We start from the raw sequence: 21,643 nt of genomic DNA on the forward strand, positions 1-21,643 counted from the left end.
CGTTACAACGATTCCTTCCAAACATTTTTATTTGACCAGCATCACATGCTGGTCTTTTTTATTCCGACCACTCAAATATGTTGCAAAAATGTAACAATCAAAAATCTATCCTATTGATATAAAAGGGGTTATATGGTGATTTACGTGGTAAAAGCGTCGTCAGCGCGATTTTTCACTAAAAACTTGACCTTTTTCACAACAAGCTATAGGTTGTGAATTCGGTGAAAAGAAAAACACCCAATCTTGTTAAGTTTTAACGACGCTTTTATTGCATAAAAAAACAAATACAACAATTTAGATGCATAGTTAGTCATTTCTCTGCCAGGATGGCAGGAAGCAAAGGGAGAATTGCAATGGCTCTATATGATCCAAGTCTTGAAAAAGACAACTGTGGATTTGGCTTGATCGCACACATGGAAGGTGAAACAAGCCATAAGCTGGTTCGTACCGCAATCTCAGCACTTGATCGCATGACCCACCGGGGCGGTATCGCCGCTGACGGAAAGACCGGTGATGGTTGTGGCCTTCTGTTACAAAAACCCGACTCCTACTTACGCCTTATCGCCGAAGAGCACCAGTTTAAACTGGGTAAGCAGTACGCGATTGGTATGATTTTCTTCAGTCAGGATCCGGTGAAAGCCCAGTCTGCCAAAGACATCATCAATAAAGAACTGGCTCAGGAAACCCTGACCGTGTCAGGCTGGCGCGAAGTGCCGACCAATCCCGACGTACTCGGTCCTATCGCCGTCAACTCACTGCCCGATATCCAACAGGTATTTATCTCCGCGCCGGCCGGTTGGCGTGAACGCGACATTGAACGTCGCTTGTACATTGCCCGTCGCCGGATTGAAAAACAGCTGACCGATGACCGTGATTTCTATATCTGTAGCCTGTCAACACAAGTGATGGTCTACAAAGGCCTGTGCATGCCAGCTGACCTGCCCCGTTTCTATCTGGATCTGGCGGATCTGCGTATGGAGTCGGCCATCTGTTTGTTCCACCAGCGCTTTTCAACCAATACGCAGCCTCGTTGGCCGCTGGCTCAGCCGTTCCGCTATCTAGCGCACAACGGGGAAATCAACACCATTGAAGGCAACCGCCAGTGGGCTCGTGCCCGGGCGTACAAGTTTGCTTCCCCGCTGCTGCCGGACTTGCAGACCGCGGCCCCGTTTGTCAATGAAACGGGCTCAGATTCATCCAGCCTCGACAACATGCTTGATCTGTTCCTCGCTGGCGGGATGGACATCTTCCGCGCAATGCGCATGCTCGTGCCGCCCGCGTGGCAAAACCACCCGGATATGGATGCCGATCTGCGCGCCTTCTACGATTTTAACTCCAAACACATGGAACCCTGGGATGGCCCGGCGGGCATCGTACTGTCTGATGGCCGCTATGCCGCCTGTAATCTCGACCGCAACGGCCTGCGCCCGGCGCGCTACGTGATCACCAAAGACAAACTGATCACCCTCGCCTCTGAAGTGGGCATCTGGGATTACGCGCCAGACGAAGTAGCGGAAAAAGGCCGCGTCGGTCCGGGCGAACTGCTGGTTGTGGATACCCGTAAAGGCAAACTGTGGCAATCCAGTGAAATCGATAACGACCTCAAAGGTCGCCACCCCTACCGCGAGTGGATGGAAAACAACGTTCACAAACTGACTCCGTTTGCCGCTCTCCCGGACGATCAGGTCGGCGAACGCAGCTTTGACGAAAATCGGCTCAAAACCTATCAGAAGCAGTTTGCCATGACCAATGAGGAAGTGGATCAAGTGTTGCGCGTGTTGGGAGACATGGGCCAGGAGGCGGTCGGCTCTATGGGCGACGATACGCCCATGGCCGTGCTGTCGTCCAAAGAGCGGCTGGTAACGGACTATTTTCGTCAGAAGTTCGCTCAGGTGACGAACCCGCCGATCGACCCGCTGCGGGAAAAACACGTCATGTCACTGGCAACCAGTATCGGTCAGGAGATGAATGTATTTTGCGAGACGGATGGCCACGCCTATCGGGTGACCTTCGACTCCCCAGTGCTGCTGTACTCAGACATGCAACAACTGCTGGAACTGAGTGACAAGCATTACCGCAATACCATCCTCGACATCAATTACGATCCGCAGCAAAAAGACCTGAAGCAGGCGCTGCTGGATGTGTGTGATGAAGCCGAGCAGGTGGTTCGTGACGGCACGGTACTGGTGGTACTGTCGGACCGTGCACTGGTTAAAGGTAAATTGCCAATCCCGGCGGCGATGGCGGTTGGCGCTGTTCAGACACGTCTGGTTGAAGCCAACCTGCGCTGTGATGCCAACATCATCATCGAAACCGCTTCCGCGCGCGACCCTCATCAATTTGCCGTTCTGCTCGGTTTCGGCGCTACCGCAGTCTATCCGTACCTGGCTTATGAAGCGCTGGGCAAAGTGATCGATGACGGCGCGATCGACAAAAGCTATCGCGACGTGATGCAAAATTATCAGTACGGCATCAATAAAGGCCTGTATAAGATCATGTCTAAGATGGGCATTTCGACCATTGCTTCCTATCGCTGCTCGCAGCTGTTCGAAGCCGTCGGCCTGCATCGGGATGTGGTCGACCTCTGTTTCCGCGGCGTCACCACTCGTATCCAGGGGGCAAACTTCGAAGATTTTCAGCAGGACCTGTTCAACCTGTCACGGAAAGCCTGGGCGAAGCGCAAATCGATTGATCACGGCGGACTGTTGAAGTACGTCCATGGCGGCGAATATCACGCCTACAACCCGGACGTGGTCGGTACACTGCAAACGGCGGTTAAAACCGGTCAAGCAACGGATTACCAGAGTTTTGCTAAGCAGGTGAACCAGCGTCCGGTCGCGATGCTGCGTGACCTGATGCAATTGAAAAAAGCAGCGCAGCCACTGCCGCTGACGCAAATTGAACCTGCGACAGATCTATGCAAACGCTTTGATTCAGCAGCGATGTCGATCGGCGCACTCAGCCCGGAAGCGCATGAAGCGCTGGCGACCGCGATGAACCGCCTCGGCGGTTATTCAAACTCAGGCGAAGGCGGCGAAGATCCTCGCCGTTTCGGCACCGAACGCAACTCGCGCATCAAGCAGGTCGCCTCTGGCCGATTTGGTGTGACGCCTCACTATCTGACCAATGCGGACGTACTGCAAATCAAAGTGGCGCAAGGAGCCAAACCCGGCGAAGGTGGTCAGTTGCCCGGGCATAAAGTCACGGCAGAAATCGCCAAGCTGCGTTACTCGGTGCAAGGGGTGACGTTAATCTCTCCTCCTCCGCATCACGATATTTACTCGATTGAAGATTTAGCTCAGCTGATCTTCGATCTGAAGCAAGTGAACCCGAAGGCGCTGGTGTCGGTGAAACTGGTCTCCGAACCCGGGGTTGGCACAATAGCAACCGGTGTTGCCAAAGCGTACGCCGATTTGATTACTATCTCGGGTTACGACGGCGGCACCGCAGCCAGTCCGTTAACCTCAGTAAAATACGCCGGTAGCCCTTGGGAACTGGGCCTGGCTGAAACCCAACAAGCGCTGGTTGCCAATGGTCTGCGCCACAAAATCCGCTTGCAGGTTGACGGTGGCCTGAAAACCGGATTAGACGTCGTCAAAGCCGCCATTCTGGGTGCTGAGAGCTTTGGGTTTGGTACCGCCCCTATGGTAGCGATGGGCTGTAAGTTCCTGCGTATCTGTCACCTGAACAACTGTGCGACCGGGGTCGCGACTCAAGACGAGACACTGCGCAAAGAGTACTTCAAAGGCTTGCCGGAAATGGTCATCAACTATTTCACCGGACTGGCCGAGGAAGTGCGCGGATTGCTCGCGGAACTGGGGGTGGAAAAGCTGACGGATCTGATTGGCCGCACCGACTTACTGCAAGCGGTAGAAGGCATGACCGCCAAACAGAGCAAACTGGATTTGTCCGGTATTCTGGAAGCGCCGGCCTCCGCCGATGGGCATCCCCTGTTCTGGACCGAGCCGAACGCACCATTCGACAAAGCCATCCTCAACCAGAGAATTGTTGACGATGCCATGGCGGCGATTGAAGCGCAGCACTCAGCCAGCTTCTACTACGACGTGATCAATACCGATCGCTCAGTCGGAGCGCGCGTGTCGGGCGAAATCGCTCAACGTTATGGCAACCAGGGCATGGCGGCCACCCCGCTCAAGATCCACCTCAACGGAACCGCAGGTCAGTCGTTCGGTGTATGGAACGCCGGTGGCGTGGAACTGTACCTGAATGGCGACGCCAATGACTATGTCGGTAAAGGCATGGCTGGCGGTAAAGTAGTGATCAAGCCACACCTTGGCACGGCCTTCCAGTGCAACGAAGCGACCATCATCGGCAACACCTGTCTGTATGGCGCAACCGGCGGTAAATTGTTTGCGGCGGGTAAGGCCGGTGAGCGTTTCGGAGTTCGCAACTCAGGCACTATCGCAGTAATTGAAGGAGCCGGTGACAACGCCTGCGAATACATGACTGGCGGTATTGTCGCTATCCTGGGAGCCACCGGAGTGAACTTCGGCGCGGGTATGACGGGGGGATTTGCGTACGTACTGGACGAAAATGACGACTTTGCCGGCCGGGTCAATAATGAATCGGTCGAAGCGCTGTCTCTGGCGGATCTGTATATCCATCAGGAGCACCTGCGCGGACTGATTGCCGAGCATCTGGAAGAGACCGGTTCAGTGCACGCTGAACGTATCCTGGCAGACTTTGACGAATGGATTCCGAAGTTCTACCTGGTGAAACCGCAAGCTGCGGATCTCAATACCCTGCTCGGCCACCAGAGCCGCAGCGCCGCAGAACTGCGCGTTCAAGCACAATAAGAATTGGAAGGAGCCAGATTTATGAGCCAGAACGTATACCAATTTATCGATGTTCAACGCGTGGACCCTGCGAAGAAGCCGATCAAGATACGCAAGATAGAGTTTGTTGAAATTTATGAACCGTTTACCAAACAGCAGGCCACCGCTCAGGCGGATCGCTGTCTGGATTGCGGTAATCCGTATTGTGAATGGAAATGCCCGGTTCACAACTACATTCCTCAATGGCTGAAACTGGCCAATGAGGGCCGCATCCTCGAGGCAGTCGAGTTGTCTCACCAGACAAACAGTCTGCCGGAAGTGTGTGGTCGTGTATGCCCACAGGATCGTTTGTGCGAAGGGTCCTGTACCCTGAATGACGATTTCGGCGCGGTCACCATCGGCAATATTGAAAAATACATCACCGACAAAGCGTTCGAGATGGGCTGGAAACCGGACATGTCCAACGTGGAGTGGACCGACAAGAAAGTCGCCATCATTGGCGCCGGCCCTGCCGGTCTGGCCGCGGCAGACGTGTTGGTGCGCAATGGTGTCAAACCTGTGGTGTTCGATCGCTATCCGGAAATCGGTGGCTTGCTGACCTTTGGTATCCCATCGTTCAAACTGGAAAAAGGGGTGATGGAAAATCGCCGTCGCGTTTTCAGTGAAATGGGCGTGGAGTTCCGCCTCAACGTTGAAGTCGGAAAGGATGTCCAGATGCAAGAACTGCTGGACGAGTACGATGCGGTGTTCCTTGGCGTCGGTACCTATCAATACATGCGTGCCGGTTTAGACAACGAAAACGCTCCGGGCGTCTACGACGCTCTGCCGTTTCTGATTTCCAACACGTATAAAGTGATGGAACTGACCCACGATCAGCCGTTTATCGACATGGCCGGCAAAAGTGTGGTGGTTTTGGGTGGCGGTGATACTGCGATGGACTGCGTGCGCACCTCGGTTCGTCAGGGCGCATCCAAAGTCGTCTGTGCGTATCGCCGGGACGAGCCCAATATGCCGGGCTCGCGCCGAGAAGTGAAAAACGCCAAAGAAGAAGGCGTCAAGTTCATGTTCAACTTGCAACCACTCGGCATTGAAGTCGATGCCAGCGGCCAGGTGTGCGGTGTAAAAGTCGTCAAAACCGCGCTGGGTGAACCCGATGCCGCCGGGCGCCGCCGTCCTGAACCGGTCGAAGGCAGTGAGCACGTGCTCAAAGCAGACGCAGTGATCATGGCTTTTGGTTTCCAGCCGCACCAGATGGCGTGGTTAGAACCATTCGACGTCGCGCTGGATCAGTGGGGACGCATCAAAGCCTCCACGCAACAGACGTTTCAATATCAGACCAGCAATCCGAAGATTTTTGCCGGTGGGGATGCGGTCCGCGGCTCCGATCTGGTGGTCACGGCAATTGATGAAGGGCGTAAGGCCGCCGATGGCATCCTCGACTACCTGGAAATCTGAGTAAATAAACGCACAAAGGATCCACTCTGTGGATCCTTTTTCATTTCTGCCCCTATAATAAAAAGTTATTTATTTTTAGGATGTTGTCATGAAACTCATCGCGTTTATCAGCCTGAGTCTCGTGAGCTTAACCGCTTGCACGCACGGAGTAGCCCCCATGCAGGACCGAACCGCTCAACCTTGTGGTAACAAACCCAACTGTGTGTCTACAGAAGACACCCGGGAAGCCTTTCATCTGGCGCCTTTTACCTTAACTGACAATGCAACACTGGATGACGTCGAACGTGCTGCTCTGATGCTGCCCGGTGCCAAAACGGCTGAGCGTCAAGCCGATTACCTGCGGATCGAATGCACTACTCGCATCATGCGTTTTGTGGATGATCTCGAACTGCGGATCCGTCAGCAACAACTGATGGTGCGCTCTGAATCCCGGCTCGGGTATTCGGATTTTGGTGTCAACCGCAAACGGGCTGAGCAGTTGAGAAGCCTGCTGCTACAGCAAGGTGTGATCATCGAGTAACAGCGATAAAAAACCGAAGCCTGGGCTTCGGTTTTTTTATTACTCTGTCAGCGATTCGTCGCGAAACACCACTAAGCGTTTGGGCGCGATTTTACCGTCATCGTTCATCTCACCGACACCGATAAACAGCTTGTCATCCCCGCTGGTCAGGCGCACTACGCCTTCAAGCGGTGCCCCAAAAACCTGTACTGGCTGACCATGCTGAACCATATCGGTCAGCTCTGGTACCAAATTCACTTCGGGCAGATCCTGCACGGCAGTATCCATGGGCAACAACAACGGATCAAGCAACTCGCGAGGTGCAATATCATCACGCTGGGCTTGCTCAAGCAACGCATTCAACTGCTCGAGCGTTACCATGCGTTCATAAGGGTATTTGGCCACTCCGGTGCGGCGCAGCATCGTCACGTGTGCCCCACAACCAAGCATCTCACCCAGATCATCAACGATGGTACGGATGTAGGTGCCTTTTGAACAATGCACTTCCATCTCGACTTCATCCCCCTCAAAGCGATGCAGTACGATCTCGTAAACGGTGATTTTACGCGCTTCACGCGGTACGTCGATGCCCTGACGCGCGTATTCATGCAGAGGTTTGCCCTGATGTTTAAGCGCGGAGAACATGGATGGAACCTGATCCGTGGTACCACGGAACTTGTCGATACAAGCTTGTAGTGTATCCAGATCGACATTGACCGGTCTGGTTTCAACGACCTCACCATCCGAATCAGAGGTGTTGGTCCGTTCACCCAGTTTGGCGATAACACGGTAGCGTTTATCGGAATCAAGCAGGAATTGTGAAAACTTGGTTGCTTCCCCAAGACAAATAGGCAGCATGCCCGTCGCTAAGGGATCCAGTGCCCCCGTGTGCCCTGCTTTCTCAGCAAAATAGATGCGCTTTACTTTCTGCAACGCATCATTTGAGGAGATGCCGGTCGGTTTATCCAACAGGACAACACCATTGACCGGACGGCCTTTGCGACGACGAGCCATTATTCTTCGTCCTCACGACCAGAATCTTTCTGCTTGCGCTTATCTTCACTGACCACTTCCGTGACCAGGTTCGACATGCGCATGCCTTCAACCAGAGTATTGTCGTAGTGGAAACGGATCTCCGGAGTCAGACGCAGACGAATGCGTTTACCCAGCATCATGCGGATATGCACTTCGTGCTCACGCAAAGCGGCCAGACACGATTCCGGGGTTTGCTCGCCCACACACAGGAACGTCACGAACACTTTGGCGTAAGCCAGATCGCGGGACACCTCAACATCAGAGATGGTCACCATCCCCAGACGAGAGTCACGGACTTCACGTTGCAGGATCATGGCCAGTTCTTTTTGCAGCTGCTGTGCAACACGCTGCGTACGACTAAATTCTTTTGACATAACTTTTCTCTTATCTAGAAAGAATGGGGGGATGGTTAACCCAGCCCCCCATGGCGTATTCAACAACCGATCATTGCCATTGTGTTGGCAACATAAGTCAATTAATCGATAGTACGCTTCACTTCAACAATTTCGAATACTTCGATTTGGTCACCAACGCGAACATCATTGTAGTTCTTAACGCCGATACCACATTCGTAACCATTCTTCACTTCGGCAACGTCATCTTTAAAGCGGCGCAGTGATTCCAGCTCACCTTCATAGATAACCACGTTATCACGCAGTACGCGGATCGGGTTGTTACGCTTGATGACACCTTCAGTAACCATACAGCCCGCAACGGCACCCAGTTTCGGTGACTTAAATACGTCACGAACTTCAGCCAGACCAATGATCTCTTGTTTGAACTCAGGTGCCAGCATGCCGCTCATGGCCTGCTTCACTTCGTCAATCAGCTGGTAGATGATTGAGTAGTAACGCAGATCCAGGTTCTCAGTTTCGATGGTACGACGCGCAGAGGCATCCGCACGAACGTTAAAGCCAAGAACGATAGCGTTAGACGCTGCAGCCAGTACTGCGTCCGTTTCTGTGATACCACCAACACCAGAACCAACGATGTTGACTTTCACTTCATCAGTAGACAGTTTCACCAACGAGTCAGCGATGGCTTCAACCGAACCTTGTACGTCTGCTTTCAGAACGATGTTCAGTTCAGCAACATCACCCGCCGCCATATTAGAGAACATGTTCTCCAGTTTCGCTTTCTGTTGACGAGCCAGTTTCACTTCACGGAATTTACCTTGACGGTAGTTCGCGACTTCACGCGCTTTACGTTCATCACGGACAACTGTCGCTTCATCACCTGCCGCCGGTACACCCGACAGACCCAGGATCTCAACAGGAATCGACGGGCCCGCTTCAGTAACTTCGTTACCCACTTCATCACGCATTGCACGAACACGGCCATATTCCTGACCACACAGAACGATGTCGCCCTTGTGCAGTGTACCAGACTGAACCAGAACGGTGGCAACCGGACCACGACCTTTATCCAGACGAGATTCCACCACCACGCCTGATGCCATGCCTTCTTTCACAGCCGTCAGTTCAAGAACTTCCGCTTGCAGTAGGATGGTTTCCAGCAGTTGCTCGATGTTGGTTCCCTGTTTTGCAGAGATGTGAACAAACATGTTCTCACCGCCCCACTCTTCCGGAATAACATCGTACTGAGCCAGCTCGTTCTTAACGTTGTCTGGGTTCGCTTCTTCTTTGTCGATCTTGTTCACGGCAACAATCAGAGGCACACCGGCCGCTTTCGCGTGCTGGATCGCTTCTTTTGTCTGAGGCATTACGCCATCGTCTGCTGCCACGACCAGAACAACGATATCCGTTGCCTGAGCACCACGAGCACGCATAGCGGTAAACGCGGCGTGTCCAGGAGTATCCAGGAAGGTAATCATGCCGTTTGGCGTTTCAACGTGGTAAGCACCAATGTGCTGAGTAATACCACCGGCTTCGCCTGACGCTACGTGCGCACGACGGATGTAGTCCAGAGTCGACGTCTTACCGTGGTCAACGTGACCCATGATGGTCACAACGGGTGCACGTGGTACAGACTCGGCATCGCTGTCACGATCAGACAGAACCGCTTCTTCCAGTTCGTTCTCTTTACGCAGGATAACTCTGTGACCCATTTCTTCAGCAACAAGTTGTGCTGTTTCCTGGTCAATTACCTGGTTGATCGTGGCCATTGCGCCCATTTTCATCATCACTTTGATGACTTCAGTCGCTTTCACCGACATCTTGTTCGCCAGTTCAGACAGAATGATGGTTTCACCAATCATAACATCTGACTTCGCAACGGTGGCCGTTTTGTCGAAACCGTGCTGCATTGAAGCTGGTTTCGCTGGCTTGCTCAGCTTGCCTTTGCGACCGCCTTTACCGCCACGCTGGTTACGTGCGCCACGCTCTTGAGAGTCGCTCTTCGAAGACATTTTCTTGTTGCTCTTACGGCGACCGCTGCCTTCTACTTTACGATCTGCTTCATCTTCGGCTTCACGTGCGTATTGTGAAGTCGTTACATGGTAATCTGTATTTTCCATATCACCCTTTTTCTTTTCTGCAGCAGACCAACGCTCTTCGTTCTTCTGAGCCAATTCGCGCGCTTCTTCCAGCTGGCGCTGACTCTCCTCTTCAGCCTTACGCTTGGCTTCTTCTTCCCGACGACGCTTCAGCTCTTCAGCTTCTTTTCGCGCTGCTTCTTGCTTGGATTTCTCTTCAGCAGTGAGTTCACTTCCTTTATCTGACTCACGCTTCGCTTTCTCTTCAGCGTCACGTTTGGCTTTCTCTTCAGCCTCGCGTTTCGCTTTTTCTTCCGCGTCACGCTTAGCCGCTTCTTCTGCTTCACGTTTCGCTTCTGCGTCACGTTTCGCCTGCTCTTCGGCTTCACGTTTCGCTAGTTCTTCAGCTTCACGCATCGCAGCTTCTTCTGCTTCGCGTTGCGCTTCATCTTCGATTGTACTGCGCTTAACATACGTACGTTTTTTGCGCACTTCAACCTGAACATTCTTACTTTTACCACCGCCCGCGTTCACACTCAGTGTACTGCGGGTTTTACGTTGCAATGTTAAGCGAGTCGGGCCGGATTCACCTGACGTGTCTCCGTGCTCTTTTTTAAGGTGAGTAAGTAGTTTCTGCTTCTCATCGTCAGACACTACATCTTCACTCGCTTTGTTCATGCCAGCATCAGCAAGTTGTTCTAATAAGCGGTCAACTGGCGTACCAATTTCTTCACTCAGTGCTTTAACTGTTCTTTGTGTCATGCCGCTTTCTCCCCTTGCTGAATTAATTATGCATCTTCACCGAACCAACAAATGTTACGAGCAGCCATGATCAATTCACCTGCACGTTCTTCGGTAAGACCTTCAATACCTTCAAGATCATCAATTCCCTGATCAGCCAGATCTTCCAGTGTTACCACACCTTTGGCTGCCAGTTTAAACGCCATTTCGCGTTCCAGACCTTCCAGACCCAGCAGATCGTCCGCTGGCTCCAGGCCTTCAAAAGACTCTTCCTGTGCCAGAGCAATCGTCGTCAGTGCATCTTTTGCACGTGTACGCAGCTCTTCAATCAGATCTTCATCCAGACCTTCAACTTCAAGCAGTTCATTCACCGGAACGTACGCCACTTCTTCCAGTGTTGAGAAACCTTCCTCAACCAGAAGCTCAGCGAAGTCCTGCTCGATATCCAGGTACTTCATGAAGTTTTCAATCGACGCCTGAGACTCTTCTGCGTGTTTCTTCTGCAGATCTTCAACGGTCATCACGTTCAGTTCCCAACCTGTCAGTTGAGACGCCAGACGGACGTTCTGACCGTTACGGCCAATCGCCTGTGCCAGATTGTCAGCTTCCACCGCGATGTCCATCGCGTGTGCATCTTCATCAACGATGATCGACGCAACGTCAGCCGGCGCCATCGCATTAATCACAAATTGCGCTGGGTTGTCGTCCCACAGCACGATATCGATACGCTCACCACCCAGTTCACCAGAGACAGCCTGAACACGCGCACCGCGCATACCCACACACGCACCGACCGGGTCAATACGTCGGTCATTGGTTTTGACTGCGATTTTGGCGCGAGAGCCTGGATCACGTGCAGCGCCTTTCAGCTCAATGATTTCTTCAGCAATTTCAGGCACTTCCACACGGAACAGCTCAGCCAGCATCTCAGGTTTAGAACGAGTGATGAACAGCTGGAAACCACGTGCTTCTGGTGCGACTTTGTACAACAGACCACGAACACGGTCGCCCGGACGGAAGTTTTCACGTGGCAGTTGGTCATCACGCAGGATTACCGCTTCCGCATTGCTGCCCAGATCTAAAATGATGGTGTCGCGGTTCACTTTTTTCACCACGCCAGTCACCAGATCGCCTTCGTTGTCGATGAACTGCTCAACAATTTGAGCGCGTTCAGCTTCACGAACTTTCTGTACGATCACCTGTTTCGCCGTTTGAGTGGTAATACGGTCAAACGTCACGGAGTCGATTTCGTCTTCGATGTAATCACCCAGCTCAACCGAATCATCGTCATAGCGGGCCGCTTCCAGCGAAATTTCTTTGGTTGGGCTTTCTACTTCCTCTACCACCATCCAGCGGCGGAAGGTGTCGAATTCACCGGTTTTACGGTCGATAGCAACACGAACGTCAATTTCGATTTCGTATTTCTTTTTGGTCGATGTTGCCAACGCGATTTCCAGTGCTTCGAAAATACGCTCACGAGGAACTGCTTTTTCGTTCGAAACCGCTTCAACTACCGCTAAAATCTCTTTACTCATTTTTCTAGCCTCTAAGCTTTTATTTTTAGGGACCTAAAATTTAGGGATAAGGTTCGCTTTAGAAATGTTGCTCAAAGCAAACTGTTCTTCTGCCCCGTCTACGGTGACAGACACGATTTCACCATCAACAGAGTGGATCACTCCCTTCCATTTGCGGCGGTTGCCAACGGGCATTTTCAAAACGATGTTTACCTCGTGACCAATAAACTGTTCGTAGTGTGCTGCTTTAAATAGTGGTCTTTCCAGACCTGGAGAGGACACTTCCAGGTTATAAGCCACTGAAATTGGATCTTCAACGTCCAGCACTGCGCTAACCTGATGGCTAACTTCTGCACAGTCGTCTACGTTAATGCCATTTTCATGGTCGATGTAAATACGTAACGTTGAGTGTTCGCCTGCGCGAATAAATTCTAATCCAACCAACTCGTAGCCTGAGGCTGCGACAGGCGCGTCAAGCATTTCAGTAAGTTGTCTTTCTAAGCCAGTCATTTAAACCACTCCAGAAACAAAAAAAGGGCTCAGAGCCCAATTTCAATTCCAAGCAACACCTGAATTCCGAACGTGCAGAAATTCAGATAACAAAAAACCCCGAAAGTCGGGGTTTTTTGTTGCTGGACCCTGATACGTTAAATACTAGTGTATTTAACTCACAGTGCGCATTCGACACTGTGCAAACTTGTCCACGAATCCGTGAAAGGATTTGGTTGCGGGGGCCGGATTTGAACCGACGACCTTCGGGTTATGAGCCCGACGAGCTACCAAGCTGCTCCACCCCGCGTCCGACTTGCTGTGCATTATACGCTCAACAAGGTGATTTACAAGTTTGTAAATAATGGTGCCGAGAGAGGGACTCGAACCCTCACACCTAAGGCACTAGCACCTCATGCTAGCGTGTCTACCAATTTCACCATCTCGGCATCAAACTTTGCAGCTTATTGAGGGATTTCGTCACTCGGCTTAGCCGGTACATCACTCGCTGCATCATCAACTTTCTTCTCAATAACCTGACCTTGACTTGGGTCAGCAAACTGAGATTCAACTTTATGGGTAGACATGTTACCCAGTACCAAGCTGATGACAAAGAATACGGTTGCAAAAATTGCAGTCATTCGGGTTAGGAAGTTACCAGAGCCGCTTGCACCAAACACTGTGTTTGAAGCGCCAGCACCGAATGAGGCTCCCATATCTGCGCCTTTACCTTGCTGAATCAACACCAGGCCAATTACACCAAGCGCTGCCAACAGGTAAATCACAAGTAGAACTGTAAACATATTTCCACCTATGTTCCAAATTGTTGAGCCAGCGCCGCTCTGGAAATATTCCGGAACAAGGCTAGCGGCCTCCACTACCGAAGGCGGAGCAATACTAGCGAAAGCCATGTTATCTGACAAGAGGAAATTGACAAAAAAGCTTAACTCTTCGGTCAAACGGTCAAAAAAAGGGCAAAAGTAGCAATCAGTTACCCTTTTGTCTCCCGAGTCGCTCTCCTTCTTAAAGGACGCTCTCGCTTAACGTCAACCTTTTACCGTCAGCAACTGGCCTTGACCGCAGCGGCAATCTTCAGAGCCGACGCCTTCACCAGCTCAGCATCTTCCCCTTCCACCATCACACGGATCAGCGGCTCGGTACCGGATTTACGCAGCAGAACTCGGCCTTTATCACTCAATTCGTTTTCCACTTGTTCCACCGCAGCGATGACCGCTGCCGCTTCCAATGGGTTGGAGTCGCCAGCAAAACGGACATTCTCCAGCACTTGAGGATACAGTGTCATTCCCTGAGACAGCTCATGCAGGGTCATGTCGCTGCCAACGACCGAAGCCAGCACCTGCAACGCAGCCACAATCGCGTCACCAGTGGTGACTTTATCCAGTAAAATAACGTGTCCGGAATTTTCCGCGCCGATCTTCCAGCCTTTTTCCTGCAACTGCTCCATCACATAACGATCGCCCACGGCAGCGCGGACAAACGGAATGCCGAGCTGCTTCAAGCCGTTTTCCATTCCCAGATTAGTCATCAGCGTACCAACAACCCCACCTTTGAGCTCGCCACGGCGCAGCGCATCGCGTGCAATGATGTACGCGATCTGGTCACCATCCACTTTGTTGCCCAGATGATCGACCATGATGATGCGATCGCCATCACCATCGAACGCCAGCCCCAGATCCGCCCCTTCAGCCACAACACGTTGCTGCAGGGCTTTCACATCAGTAGCCCCTACCTGATCGTTGATGTTGGTGCCATTGGGTTCAACGCCCATGGTGACGATGTCCGCACCCAGCTCCGTAAACACACTCGGAGCAATATGATACGTGGCGCCATGCGCACAATCGACGACGATTTTCAGTTTTTCCAGACTCAATTGAGACGGAAAGGTGCTCTTACAAAATTCAATGTAACGGCCAGCAGCGTCATTCAGGCGCGCCGCTTTACCCAGCATCGCCGACTCCACACACTCAATGTCTTTGTCCAGCTCTTCTTCGATCGCCAGCTCAACGTCATCGGGTAACTTAGTGCCCTCAGAGGAGAAAAATTTAATCCCGTTGTCGTAATACGGGTTGTGCGATGCAGAGATGACAATACCGGCTTCCGCACGGAATGTCTGGGTCAGATACGCCACAGCCGGCGTCGGCATCGGGCCGGTAAAAATGGCTTTCAGCCCCGCCGCTGCCAGGCCCGCTTCCAGAGCGGATTCCAGCATGTATCCCGAGATACGGGTATCTTTACCAATGATAACTTTTTTCGTGCCTTGTTTAGCCAGTACACGGCCGGCAGCCCAACCAAGCTTGAGTACAAAATCCGGCGTGATCGGGTATTGACCTACCTTGCCACGTACGCCGTCCGTACCGAAATAGCGTCTTTTATCAGACATACGGTTTCCTTCATTATTATTGTGCTGTGAATCTTAGCGATTGCTCAAAGTTGCCTCGACAACCCGCATCGCTTCCAGCGTCTCTTCGAAATCATGGACACGAATGATCTGTGCCCCTTTCATCGCGGCAATGCTGGCACAAGTCACACTGCTCACCATGCAGTCCGCCGGTTGCTTGTCCAGCAACTTGAAGATCATCGATTTGCGTGACATTCCCGCCAAAATAGGCAAACCAAACTTATGAAACTCTTCAAGGTGCGCCAGTAGATGATAATTATGTTCAACGGTTTTGCCAAAGCCAAATCCAGGATCCAGAATTAATTGCTCTTTTTTGATCCCTGCCGCTTCACATGCCGCCACGCGTTCCTCAAGAAACGCCGCCACTTCACTCAGCACATCTTCGTAGTGAGGGTGAGCTTGCATGGTGCGTGGTTGCCCCTGCATGTGCATCAGACAAACCGGTACCTGAGCCTGCGCCGCGACCTCCAGAGCACCTGGCTCTCGTAATGCCCGGATATCGTTAATTAAATCGGCCCCAGCCGCAACGGCCTGGCGCATCACTTCCGCTTTACTGGTATCGACTGAGATCCAGACATCGTATTGCTGACGAATGGCACGGATCACCGGAATCACCCGCTCCAGTTCATCTTCCAATGCCACTTCCGGCGCCCCGGGGCGGGTAGACTCACCACCAATATCGATGATGGTGACACCGGCATCGATCATGCGCCTGACGCGTTCTAATGCGGAGTCAATCGAGTTAAATTGGCCCCCGTCAGAAAACGAGTCCGGGGTCACATTAAGAATCCCCATTACCTGAGGACGGCTCAAATCGAGCGTTTTATTATTTGCTGAGATTTTCATTTTAAATACAAAAACCCCGAGTTGCCTCGGGGTTTGATCAGTAGACTAAAATTATTCGGTATCTTTGTCTTCAGACGGTGCGCTGTCCTGCTGGGCTTTTTCTGCGGCAGGCTCAGCTTTCTCTTCCGGCTGTTTTTCAGCCTTGGCTCGCTCCTGATCCGCCCAGCCAGCTGGCTCACGAATCTCATCTTTGCGCGCCATCAAATCATCAATCTGACCTGCATCGATGGTTTCATATTTCATCAACGCGTCTTTCATCGAGTGCATGATATCCATGTTTTCTTCCAGGATACGCTTCGCCCGATCATAGTTGCGATCAATGATACTGCGCACTTCGTCGTCAATCAGTTTGGCGGTGTCATCTGACATATGCTTAGTCTGCGTCACGCTGCGACCCAAGAATACCTCGCCTTCGTCTTCAGCGTACAACAGAGGACCCAGTTTTTCCGAGAAGCCCCATTGTGTGACCATCTTACGAGCGATGTCCGTTGCACGTTCGATATCGTTCGAGGCACCGGTCGATACTTTGGCCGGACCATAAATCAGCTCTTCCGCCAAACGGCCGCCATACAAGCTGGAAATCATCGACTCCAGATGCTGACGCGACATGCTGATGCGGTCTTGCTCAGGCAGGTACATGGTTACACCCAAGGCACGGCCACGAGGAATGATCGACACTTTATAAACAGGATCGTGTTCAGGCACCAGACGACCGACGATCGCGTGGCCCGCTTCATGGTACGCAGTAGACTCTTTAACCTCTTCCGACATCACCATTGAACGGCGCTCGGCGCCCATCATGATTTTGTCTTTTGCCAGTTCGAACTCAACCATGGAAACGTTACGCTTGTTACCACGTGCAGCAAACAGCGCCGCTTCGTTCACCAGGTTTGCCAAATCGGCACCCGAGAAGCCAGGTGTACCACGGGCAATCAGAGACGGTTCAACGTCACCAGCCAGAGGAACTTTACGCATGTGCACTTTCAGGATCTGCTCACGGCCACGCACATCTGGCAAGCCCACAACGACTTGACGGTCAAATCGGCCAGGACGCAACAATGCCGGGTCCAGTACGTCTGGACGGTTTGTCGCCGCAATTACGATGATACCTTCGTTGCCTTCAAAACCATCCATTTCAACCAGCATCTGGTTGAGCGTTTGCTCACGTTCATCGTGACCACCGCCCACACCAGCACCACGCTGACGACCGACGGCATCAATCTCATCGATAAAGATAATACAAGGGGCGGCTTTCTTAGCCTGGTCGAACATATCACGTACCCGTGATGCACCGACACCGACGAACATTTCGACAAAGTCAGAACCCGAAATCGTAAAGAACGGCACTTTCGCTTCACCGGCAATGGCTTTTGCCAGCAAAGTTTTACCCGTGCCCGGAGGGCCGACCATCAGAACACCCGTTGGGATCTTACCACCCAGTTTCTGGAAACGGCTCGGATCTCGCAGGTAATCGACCAGCTCTTTAACATCTTCTTTGGCTTCATCACAGCCAGCAACGTCGTTAAAAGTGGTTTTGATCTGCTCTTCACTCATCATGCGAGCCTTGCTCTTACCAAACGACATCGCGCCTTTGCCGCCGCCGCCCTGCATCTGACGCATGAAGAAAATCCACACACCGATAAGCAGGATCATCGGGAACCACGAAATAAAGATGGTTCCGAGTAAACTTTGTTCTTCTGGAGGTGTGCCTTGTACTTTCACGTTCTGGTTGATCAGATCGTCCAGCAGTTTCTGGTCGTACACAGGCATGTAAGTCACGTAACGCGCGCTACCACCACGACGAGTGAATGAAATCTCTCGCTCTTTAAAGGTTGCTTCCTGGATCTGGCCTTGGCCAACTTCCTGCACAAATGTGGTGTAATCTACTGTTCTGCCGTTACTGTCACCAGGACCGAAGCTCTGGAATACCGACATCAATACTACAGCGATGACGAGCCACAGAATTAAATTTTTTGCCATGTCACTCAAGGTGTCAGCCTCGCGATAACTAATTGTAATTAAAGGTAGGGTACTACAGTTTGTAACCTGTAGCTATAGTGTTAACTTTTGCCACGGGCAGCGAAATGGTTACCCTTTGTAACCGGTTGCTACGATGTAAACTTCACGCGATCTTGCCCGGGAAGAATCCGGTTTACGGATTTTGACGGCCCTGAACATATCCCGCACGTCTTTTACGTACTGGTCAAATCCTTCCCCCTGGAAGACTTTCACCACAAAGCTACCATTAGGCGCCAGAACTTGTCGACACATATCGAGCGCAAGCTCGACCAGGTACATCGCTCTTGGCTGGTCGACCGACTGGTTACCGGCCATATTCGGCGCCATATCAGACATTACTACGTCAACCATGTCAGGCTGGATTCGTTCAAGCAGCGCATCCAGGACAGATTCTTCACGAAAATCGCCCTGCAGAAACGCGACTCCTGCAATCGAGTCCATTGGCAGAATGTCACAGGCAATCACCTGACCTTCTTCACCAACGATCCCCGCCGCATACTGAGACCATCCACCCGGAGCCGCACCGAGGTCAACCACGGTCATGCCCGATTTCAACAGCTTGTCTTTATTCTGAATCTCTTCAATTTTGAAGATAGCACGTGAGCGATAGCCTTTCTTCTTGGCTTCGTTGACGTATTTATCATCAAAATGCTCTTTCAACCAACGGCCAGAGCTTGCCGAATGCTTCTGTTTACTCATTCAATTCCTAACTAACAAGCCTCTACCCTAATAAAGAAAGTATGGTAGAAAATATAGTCTTCATGGATAGATGGCGTTAAAATGGTATTTTTCAACCCTAATAGTAAATAAAATTGGCCGCGTAATGAACCTAAGCACCAAACAAAAGCAGCATCTAAAGGGCCTGGCACACAACCTTAAACCGGTTGTGCTGATGGGCGCAAACGGACTTACTGAAGCTGTTCTGGCGGAAATCGAAATCGCTCTGGACCACCATGAGCTGATCAAAGTCAAAGTCGCTTCTGAAGACCGTGAGACAAAGAACCTGATTGTTGACGCCGTGGTTCGCGAAACTGGCGCAGAAAAAGTCCAGGTAATCGGTAAGACCCTGGTCCTGTATCGCCAAAGCGAAGCGCGCAAAATCGAACTGCCGCGCAAATAATCCCAACTGGCTTCGGCTAGAAAGAGAAAAAGGTCGCAAACGCGACCTTTTTTCATATCTGAACAAAGGAGTATCAGAGGTACTCAACCTTATCGATATCGTAGTCTTTGGTGCCACCCGGTGTCGTGATGCTGACTTCGTCGCCTTCCATTTTACCAATCAAACCACGTGCCATTGGTGAACTGACGGAAATACGGCCGCTTTTAATCTCCGCTTCGTCATCACCGACGATGGTGTACTTCTTCTCTTCTTCCGTATCCACATCGATCAGCGTCACCGTCGCGCCAAAAATGACTTTACCGGTGTTTTCCATTTTTGTGACGTCAATAACCTGAGCCACAGACAATTTGTACTCGATATCGCGGATTTGCGCTTCGCAGATGCCCTGCTCTTCACGCGCAGCGTGGTATTCCGCATTCTCTTTCAGGTCACCCAGCTCGCGAGCTTCTGCAATTGCTTCAGAGATTTGTGGGCGAAGCTTAAGTAGACGATCGAGTTCTTCACGCAGCAGTTTCTCGCCACGGAGAGTCATTGGGACTTTTTCCATTTCGTACCTCTATGCCAAAGCAGGCTTTGGACAAAACAAAACCACCCAGTCTTATAGATCAGGTAGTCAGAATGATTAAAGATTTCCTCTAGTGTAAACAAACTCTGAGCGGAGATCATCATAATTCACAGACCGTGACCCACTTCACACTTAACGCTCAGGGCCGCAGCGATTCTGGAATAAAAAACAACCTAATCAATCACATAAAGAACGCCATACGTCAGTTAAAAAAATAAAAAAAAATAAAAAACTGTGTATTTTTACAACCATCAGTAATGGTATTTTATCCTTAAATTTCATAAGCTTGATGTTTTTTACCTTTAAATAAAACACCGTTCAATAGTCAGATTTATATCATTTTACTAACGACATAAGGAACTTTAGCGTTACAACATAGGCCACGTATCTGATGGCGATGTGTGCCTGCTGACAGTAAAAGGTCTTTGCTTAGGGTTTCACATCTGTCTGATAACGTAAGGTGGACGAGTACTTTTTCGCTCTCCCCTTCATAAAAAACTATTTATGGACAGTAAATTAGGACTTAATAAGATGAACAAGACTCTGATCGCTCTAGCTCTAGCAGCAGTGGCAGGCGGCGCAAGCGCAGCAACAGATTTCAGCCCAGCAGTAAACGGCGGCGACAACACTAACGCTATCTACTCTGCAGACGGTGCAAACCTTTTCCTAGGCGGCCGCGCTGAATTCCGTGGCGACTTCAACGGTAACGAAGATGGTTCAGACATCGACGGTACTATGGCTGACAAGAGCCGTGTACGTCTGAACGTTGGTGGTACTACTCAAATCACTGATACTCTAAGCGGTTTTGGTTTCTACGAAGCTGAGCAAACTACTAAGAGCGCAGAAGGCGACAGCAAATTCCAACAGCGTTACGCTTACGTTGGTCTGATGGGCACTTACGGCGCAGTATCTTTCGGTCGTCAAAACACTGCTGGTGTTCAGATCTCTGACATGTCAGACATCGCGACTTACACTGGTGATCAGAAAGCATTCATCTACGCTGGTAACGAGCAAATCAACAACACTATCGCTTACACTGGTCAATTCGACGCTCTGACTGTTAAAGCAAGCGTTATCGCTGGTGAAGAAGACGATTCAGACGGCTACGGCGTATCTGCTATCTACAACCTGCCATTCGGTCTGGGCCTAGGTCTGGGTTACGCAGCTGGTGAAAACAACAACGGTGACGCAGACCAAGTTATCGCTGGTATCAACTACACTAACGGCGGTTTCTACACTGGTTTCACTTACACTACTGGTGATCTAGACGACGACAACGATTTCGACGGCTACGAGTTCGCTGCGAAATACAAGTTCGAAAACAACTTCAGCATCATCGGTGCTTACCAGAACCGTCAAGTTGAAAACGACGACATCTCTGACTTCTTCGAGCTGACTGGTGCGTACGACTTCAACAAGCACCTGAACGCTTACGTTGCTTACAAATTCAACCAGCTAGACGATGCTTACACCGACAACAACGGTAAAGTACAAGACGCAGAAGACTCTGTACGTCTAGGCCTGAAATACACATTCTAATGTGTTGACGAGTATTCACTCGTAAAGCAATTTCAAACCCGGCTTCGGCCGGGTTTTTTCGTTTCCTGAGGTTAGAATTGACCGCCGTCTAACATCTGACAAACTATCCGACTGGTTTCACGCCCAATGGCTCTTTATACTTAGAGCTACTGAATCCCATTGATACGACCTG

At 51.2% G+C, this 21,643-nt stretch carries 16 protein-coding genes and 2 tRNA genes; 5 read left to right on the plus strand and 13 right to left on the minus strand.

The annotated features are described in order from the left end of the window. The first annotated feature begins 353 nt into the window (after nt 1-353). The 3 genes from gltB to CAG64_RS02730 all read left to right on the plus strand — a co-directional run bounded on the left by gltB (nt 354) and on the right by CAG64_RS02730 (nt 6,771). Entirely contained in the window at nt 354-4,817 is a 4,464-nt protein-coding gene (gene gltB / locus CAG64_RS02720; protein WP_161457523.1) for a glutamate synthase large subunit, read from the plus strand. A 21-nt stretch (nt 4,818-4,838) separates the two neighbouring features. After that, on the plus strand, nt 4,839-6,251 hold the full coding sequence (locus CAG64_RS02725; protein ID WP_161457524.1) for an FAD-dependent oxidoreductase: 1,413 nt from the start codon (nt 4,839-4,841) through the stop codon (nt 6,249-6,251). 88 nt (nt 6,252-6,339) lie between these two features. Beyond that, nucleotides 6,340-6,771, plus strand: coding sequence for a DUF1499 domain-containing protein (locus CAG64_RS02730; protein ID WP_161488619.1), 432 nt, complete (start codon nt 6,340-6,342; stop codon nt 6,769-6,771). Nucleotides 6,772-6,810: 39 nt separating this feature from the next. On the opposite strand, the gene truB is transcribed toward CAG64_RS02730, so the two are convergent. The 12 genes from truB to rlmE all read right to left on the minus strand — a co-directional run bounded on the left by truB (nt 6,811) and on the right by rlmE (nt 18,946). Continuing rightward, a complete protein-coding gene (truB, locus tag CAG64_RS02735; RefSeq protein WP_161488618.1) occupies nt 6,811-7,764 on the minus strand; it encodes a tRNA pseudouridine(55) synthase TruB in 954 nt (317 codons plus the stop codon). Next, a complete protein-coding gene (gene rbfA, locus CAG64_RS02740) occupies nt 7,764-8,159 on the minus strand; it encodes a 30S ribosome-binding factor RbfA (RefSeq protein WP_021705685.1) in 396 nt (131 codons plus the stop codon). Before rbfA ends, truB begins: the two co-directional genes overlap by 1 nt. 101 nt (nt 8,160-8,260) lie before the next feature. Continuing rightward, on the minus strand, nt 8,261-10,981 hold the full coding sequence (infB, locus tag CAG64_RS02745; protein WP_021705686.1) for a translation initiation factor IF-2: 2,721 nt from the start codon (nt 10,979-10,981) through the stop codon (nt 8,261-8,263). A gap of 26 nt (nt 10,982-11,007) precedes the next feature. Then, the gene (nusA, locus tag CAG64_RS02750) at nt 11,008-12,495 is read right to left on the minus strand and encodes a transcription termination factor NusA (RefSeq protein ID WP_021705687.1); all 1,488 of its coding nucleotides are present in this window, start codon (nt 12,493-12,495) and stop codon (nt 11,008-11,010) included. A gap of 33 nt (nt 12,496-12,528) precedes the next feature. After that, nucleotides 12,529-12,984, minus strand: coding sequence for a ribosome maturation factor RimP (rimP, locus tag CAG64_RS02755; RefSeq protein WP_021705688.1), 456 nt, complete (start codon nt 12,982-12,984; stop codon nt 12,529-12,531). Between the two features lie 212 nt (nt 12,985-13,196). Next, a tRNA-Met gene (locus CAG64_RS02760) sits at nt 13,197-13,273 on the minus strand. A gap of 55 nt (nt 13,274-13,328) precedes the next feature. Continuing rightward, nucleotides 13,329-13,412: transfer RNA gene (locus tag CAG64_RS02765), tRNA-Leu, on the minus strand. A gap of 15 nt (nt 13,413-13,427) precedes the next feature. Continuing rightward, a complete protein-coding gene (secG, locus tag CAG64_RS02770; protein ID WP_021705689.1) occupies nt 13,428-13,766 on the minus strand; it encodes a preprotein translocase subunit SecG in 339 nt (112 codons plus the stop codon). 257 nt (nt 13,767-14,023) lie between these two features. After that, nucleotides 14,024-15,364, minus strand: coding sequence for a phosphoglucosamine mutase (glmM, locus tag CAG64_RS02775; protein ID WP_161488617.1), 1,341 nt, complete (start codon nt 15,362-15,364; stop codon nt 14,024-14,026). Between the two features lie 33 nt (nt 15,365-15,397). Then, the gene (gene folP, locus CAG64_RS02780) at nt 15,398-16,228 is read right to left on the minus strand and encodes a dihydropteroate synthase (RefSeq protein WP_161488616.1); all 831 of its coding nucleotides are present in this window, start codon (nt 16,226-16,228) and stop codon (nt 15,398-15,400) included. Between the two features lie 51 nt (nt 16,229-16,279). After that, nucleotides 16,280-18,217 (minus strand): ATP-dependent zinc metalloprotease FtsH, encoded by a 1,938-nt coding sequence (ftsH, locus tag CAG64_RS02785; RefSeq protein WP_040902707.1) that lies wholly within the window; start codon nt 18,215-18,217, stop codon nt 16,280-16,282. A gap of 99 nt (nt 18,218-18,316) precedes the next feature. Beyond that, nucleotides 18,317-18,946, minus strand: a complete 630-nt coding sequence (rlmE, locus tag CAG64_RS02790) for a 23S rRNA (uridine(2552)-2'-O)-methyltransferase RlmE (protein ID WP_161488615.1) — start codon at nt 18,944-18,946, stop codon at nt 18,317-18,319. A gap of 124 nt (nt 18,947-19,070) precedes the next feature. Between rlmE and yhbY the strand changes: the two genes are divergently transcribed. Next, nucleotides 19,071-19,367 carry a ribosome assembly RNA-binding protein YhbY gene (gene yhbY, locus CAG64_RS02795; protein WP_040902731.1) on the plus strand — a complete coding sequence of 99 codons (297 nt, stop codon included), beginning with the start codon at nt 19,071-19,073 and terminating at the stop codon, nt 19,365-19,367. A 73-nt stretch (nt 19,368-19,440) separates the two neighbouring features. On the opposite strand, the gene greA is transcribed toward yhbY, so the two are convergent. Next, nucleotides 19,441-19,914, minus strand: a complete 474-nt coding sequence (greA, locus tag CAG64_RS02800) for a transcription elongation factor GreA (RefSeq protein WP_021705695.1) — start codon at nt 19,912-19,914, stop codon at nt 19,441-19,443. Nucleotides 19,915-20,463: 549 nt separating this feature from the next. Here greA and CAG64_RS02805 point away from each other — a divergent pair. After that, the gene (locus tag CAG64_RS02805) at nt 20,464-21,471 is read left to right on the plus strand and encodes a porin (protein ID WP_161451730.1); all 1,008 of its coding nucleotides are present in this window, start codon (nt 20,464-20,466) and stop codon (nt 21,469-21,471) included. The last annotated feature ends 172 nt before the right edge of the window (nt 21,472-21,643 follow it).

The sequence above is a fragment of the Vibrio sp. V38_P2S17PM301 genome, from assembly GCF_009904845.1.
GTDB classification, from domain to species: Bacteria; Pseudomonadota; Gammaproteobacteria; order Enterobacterales; family Vibrionaceae; genus Vibrio; species Vibrio proteolyticus.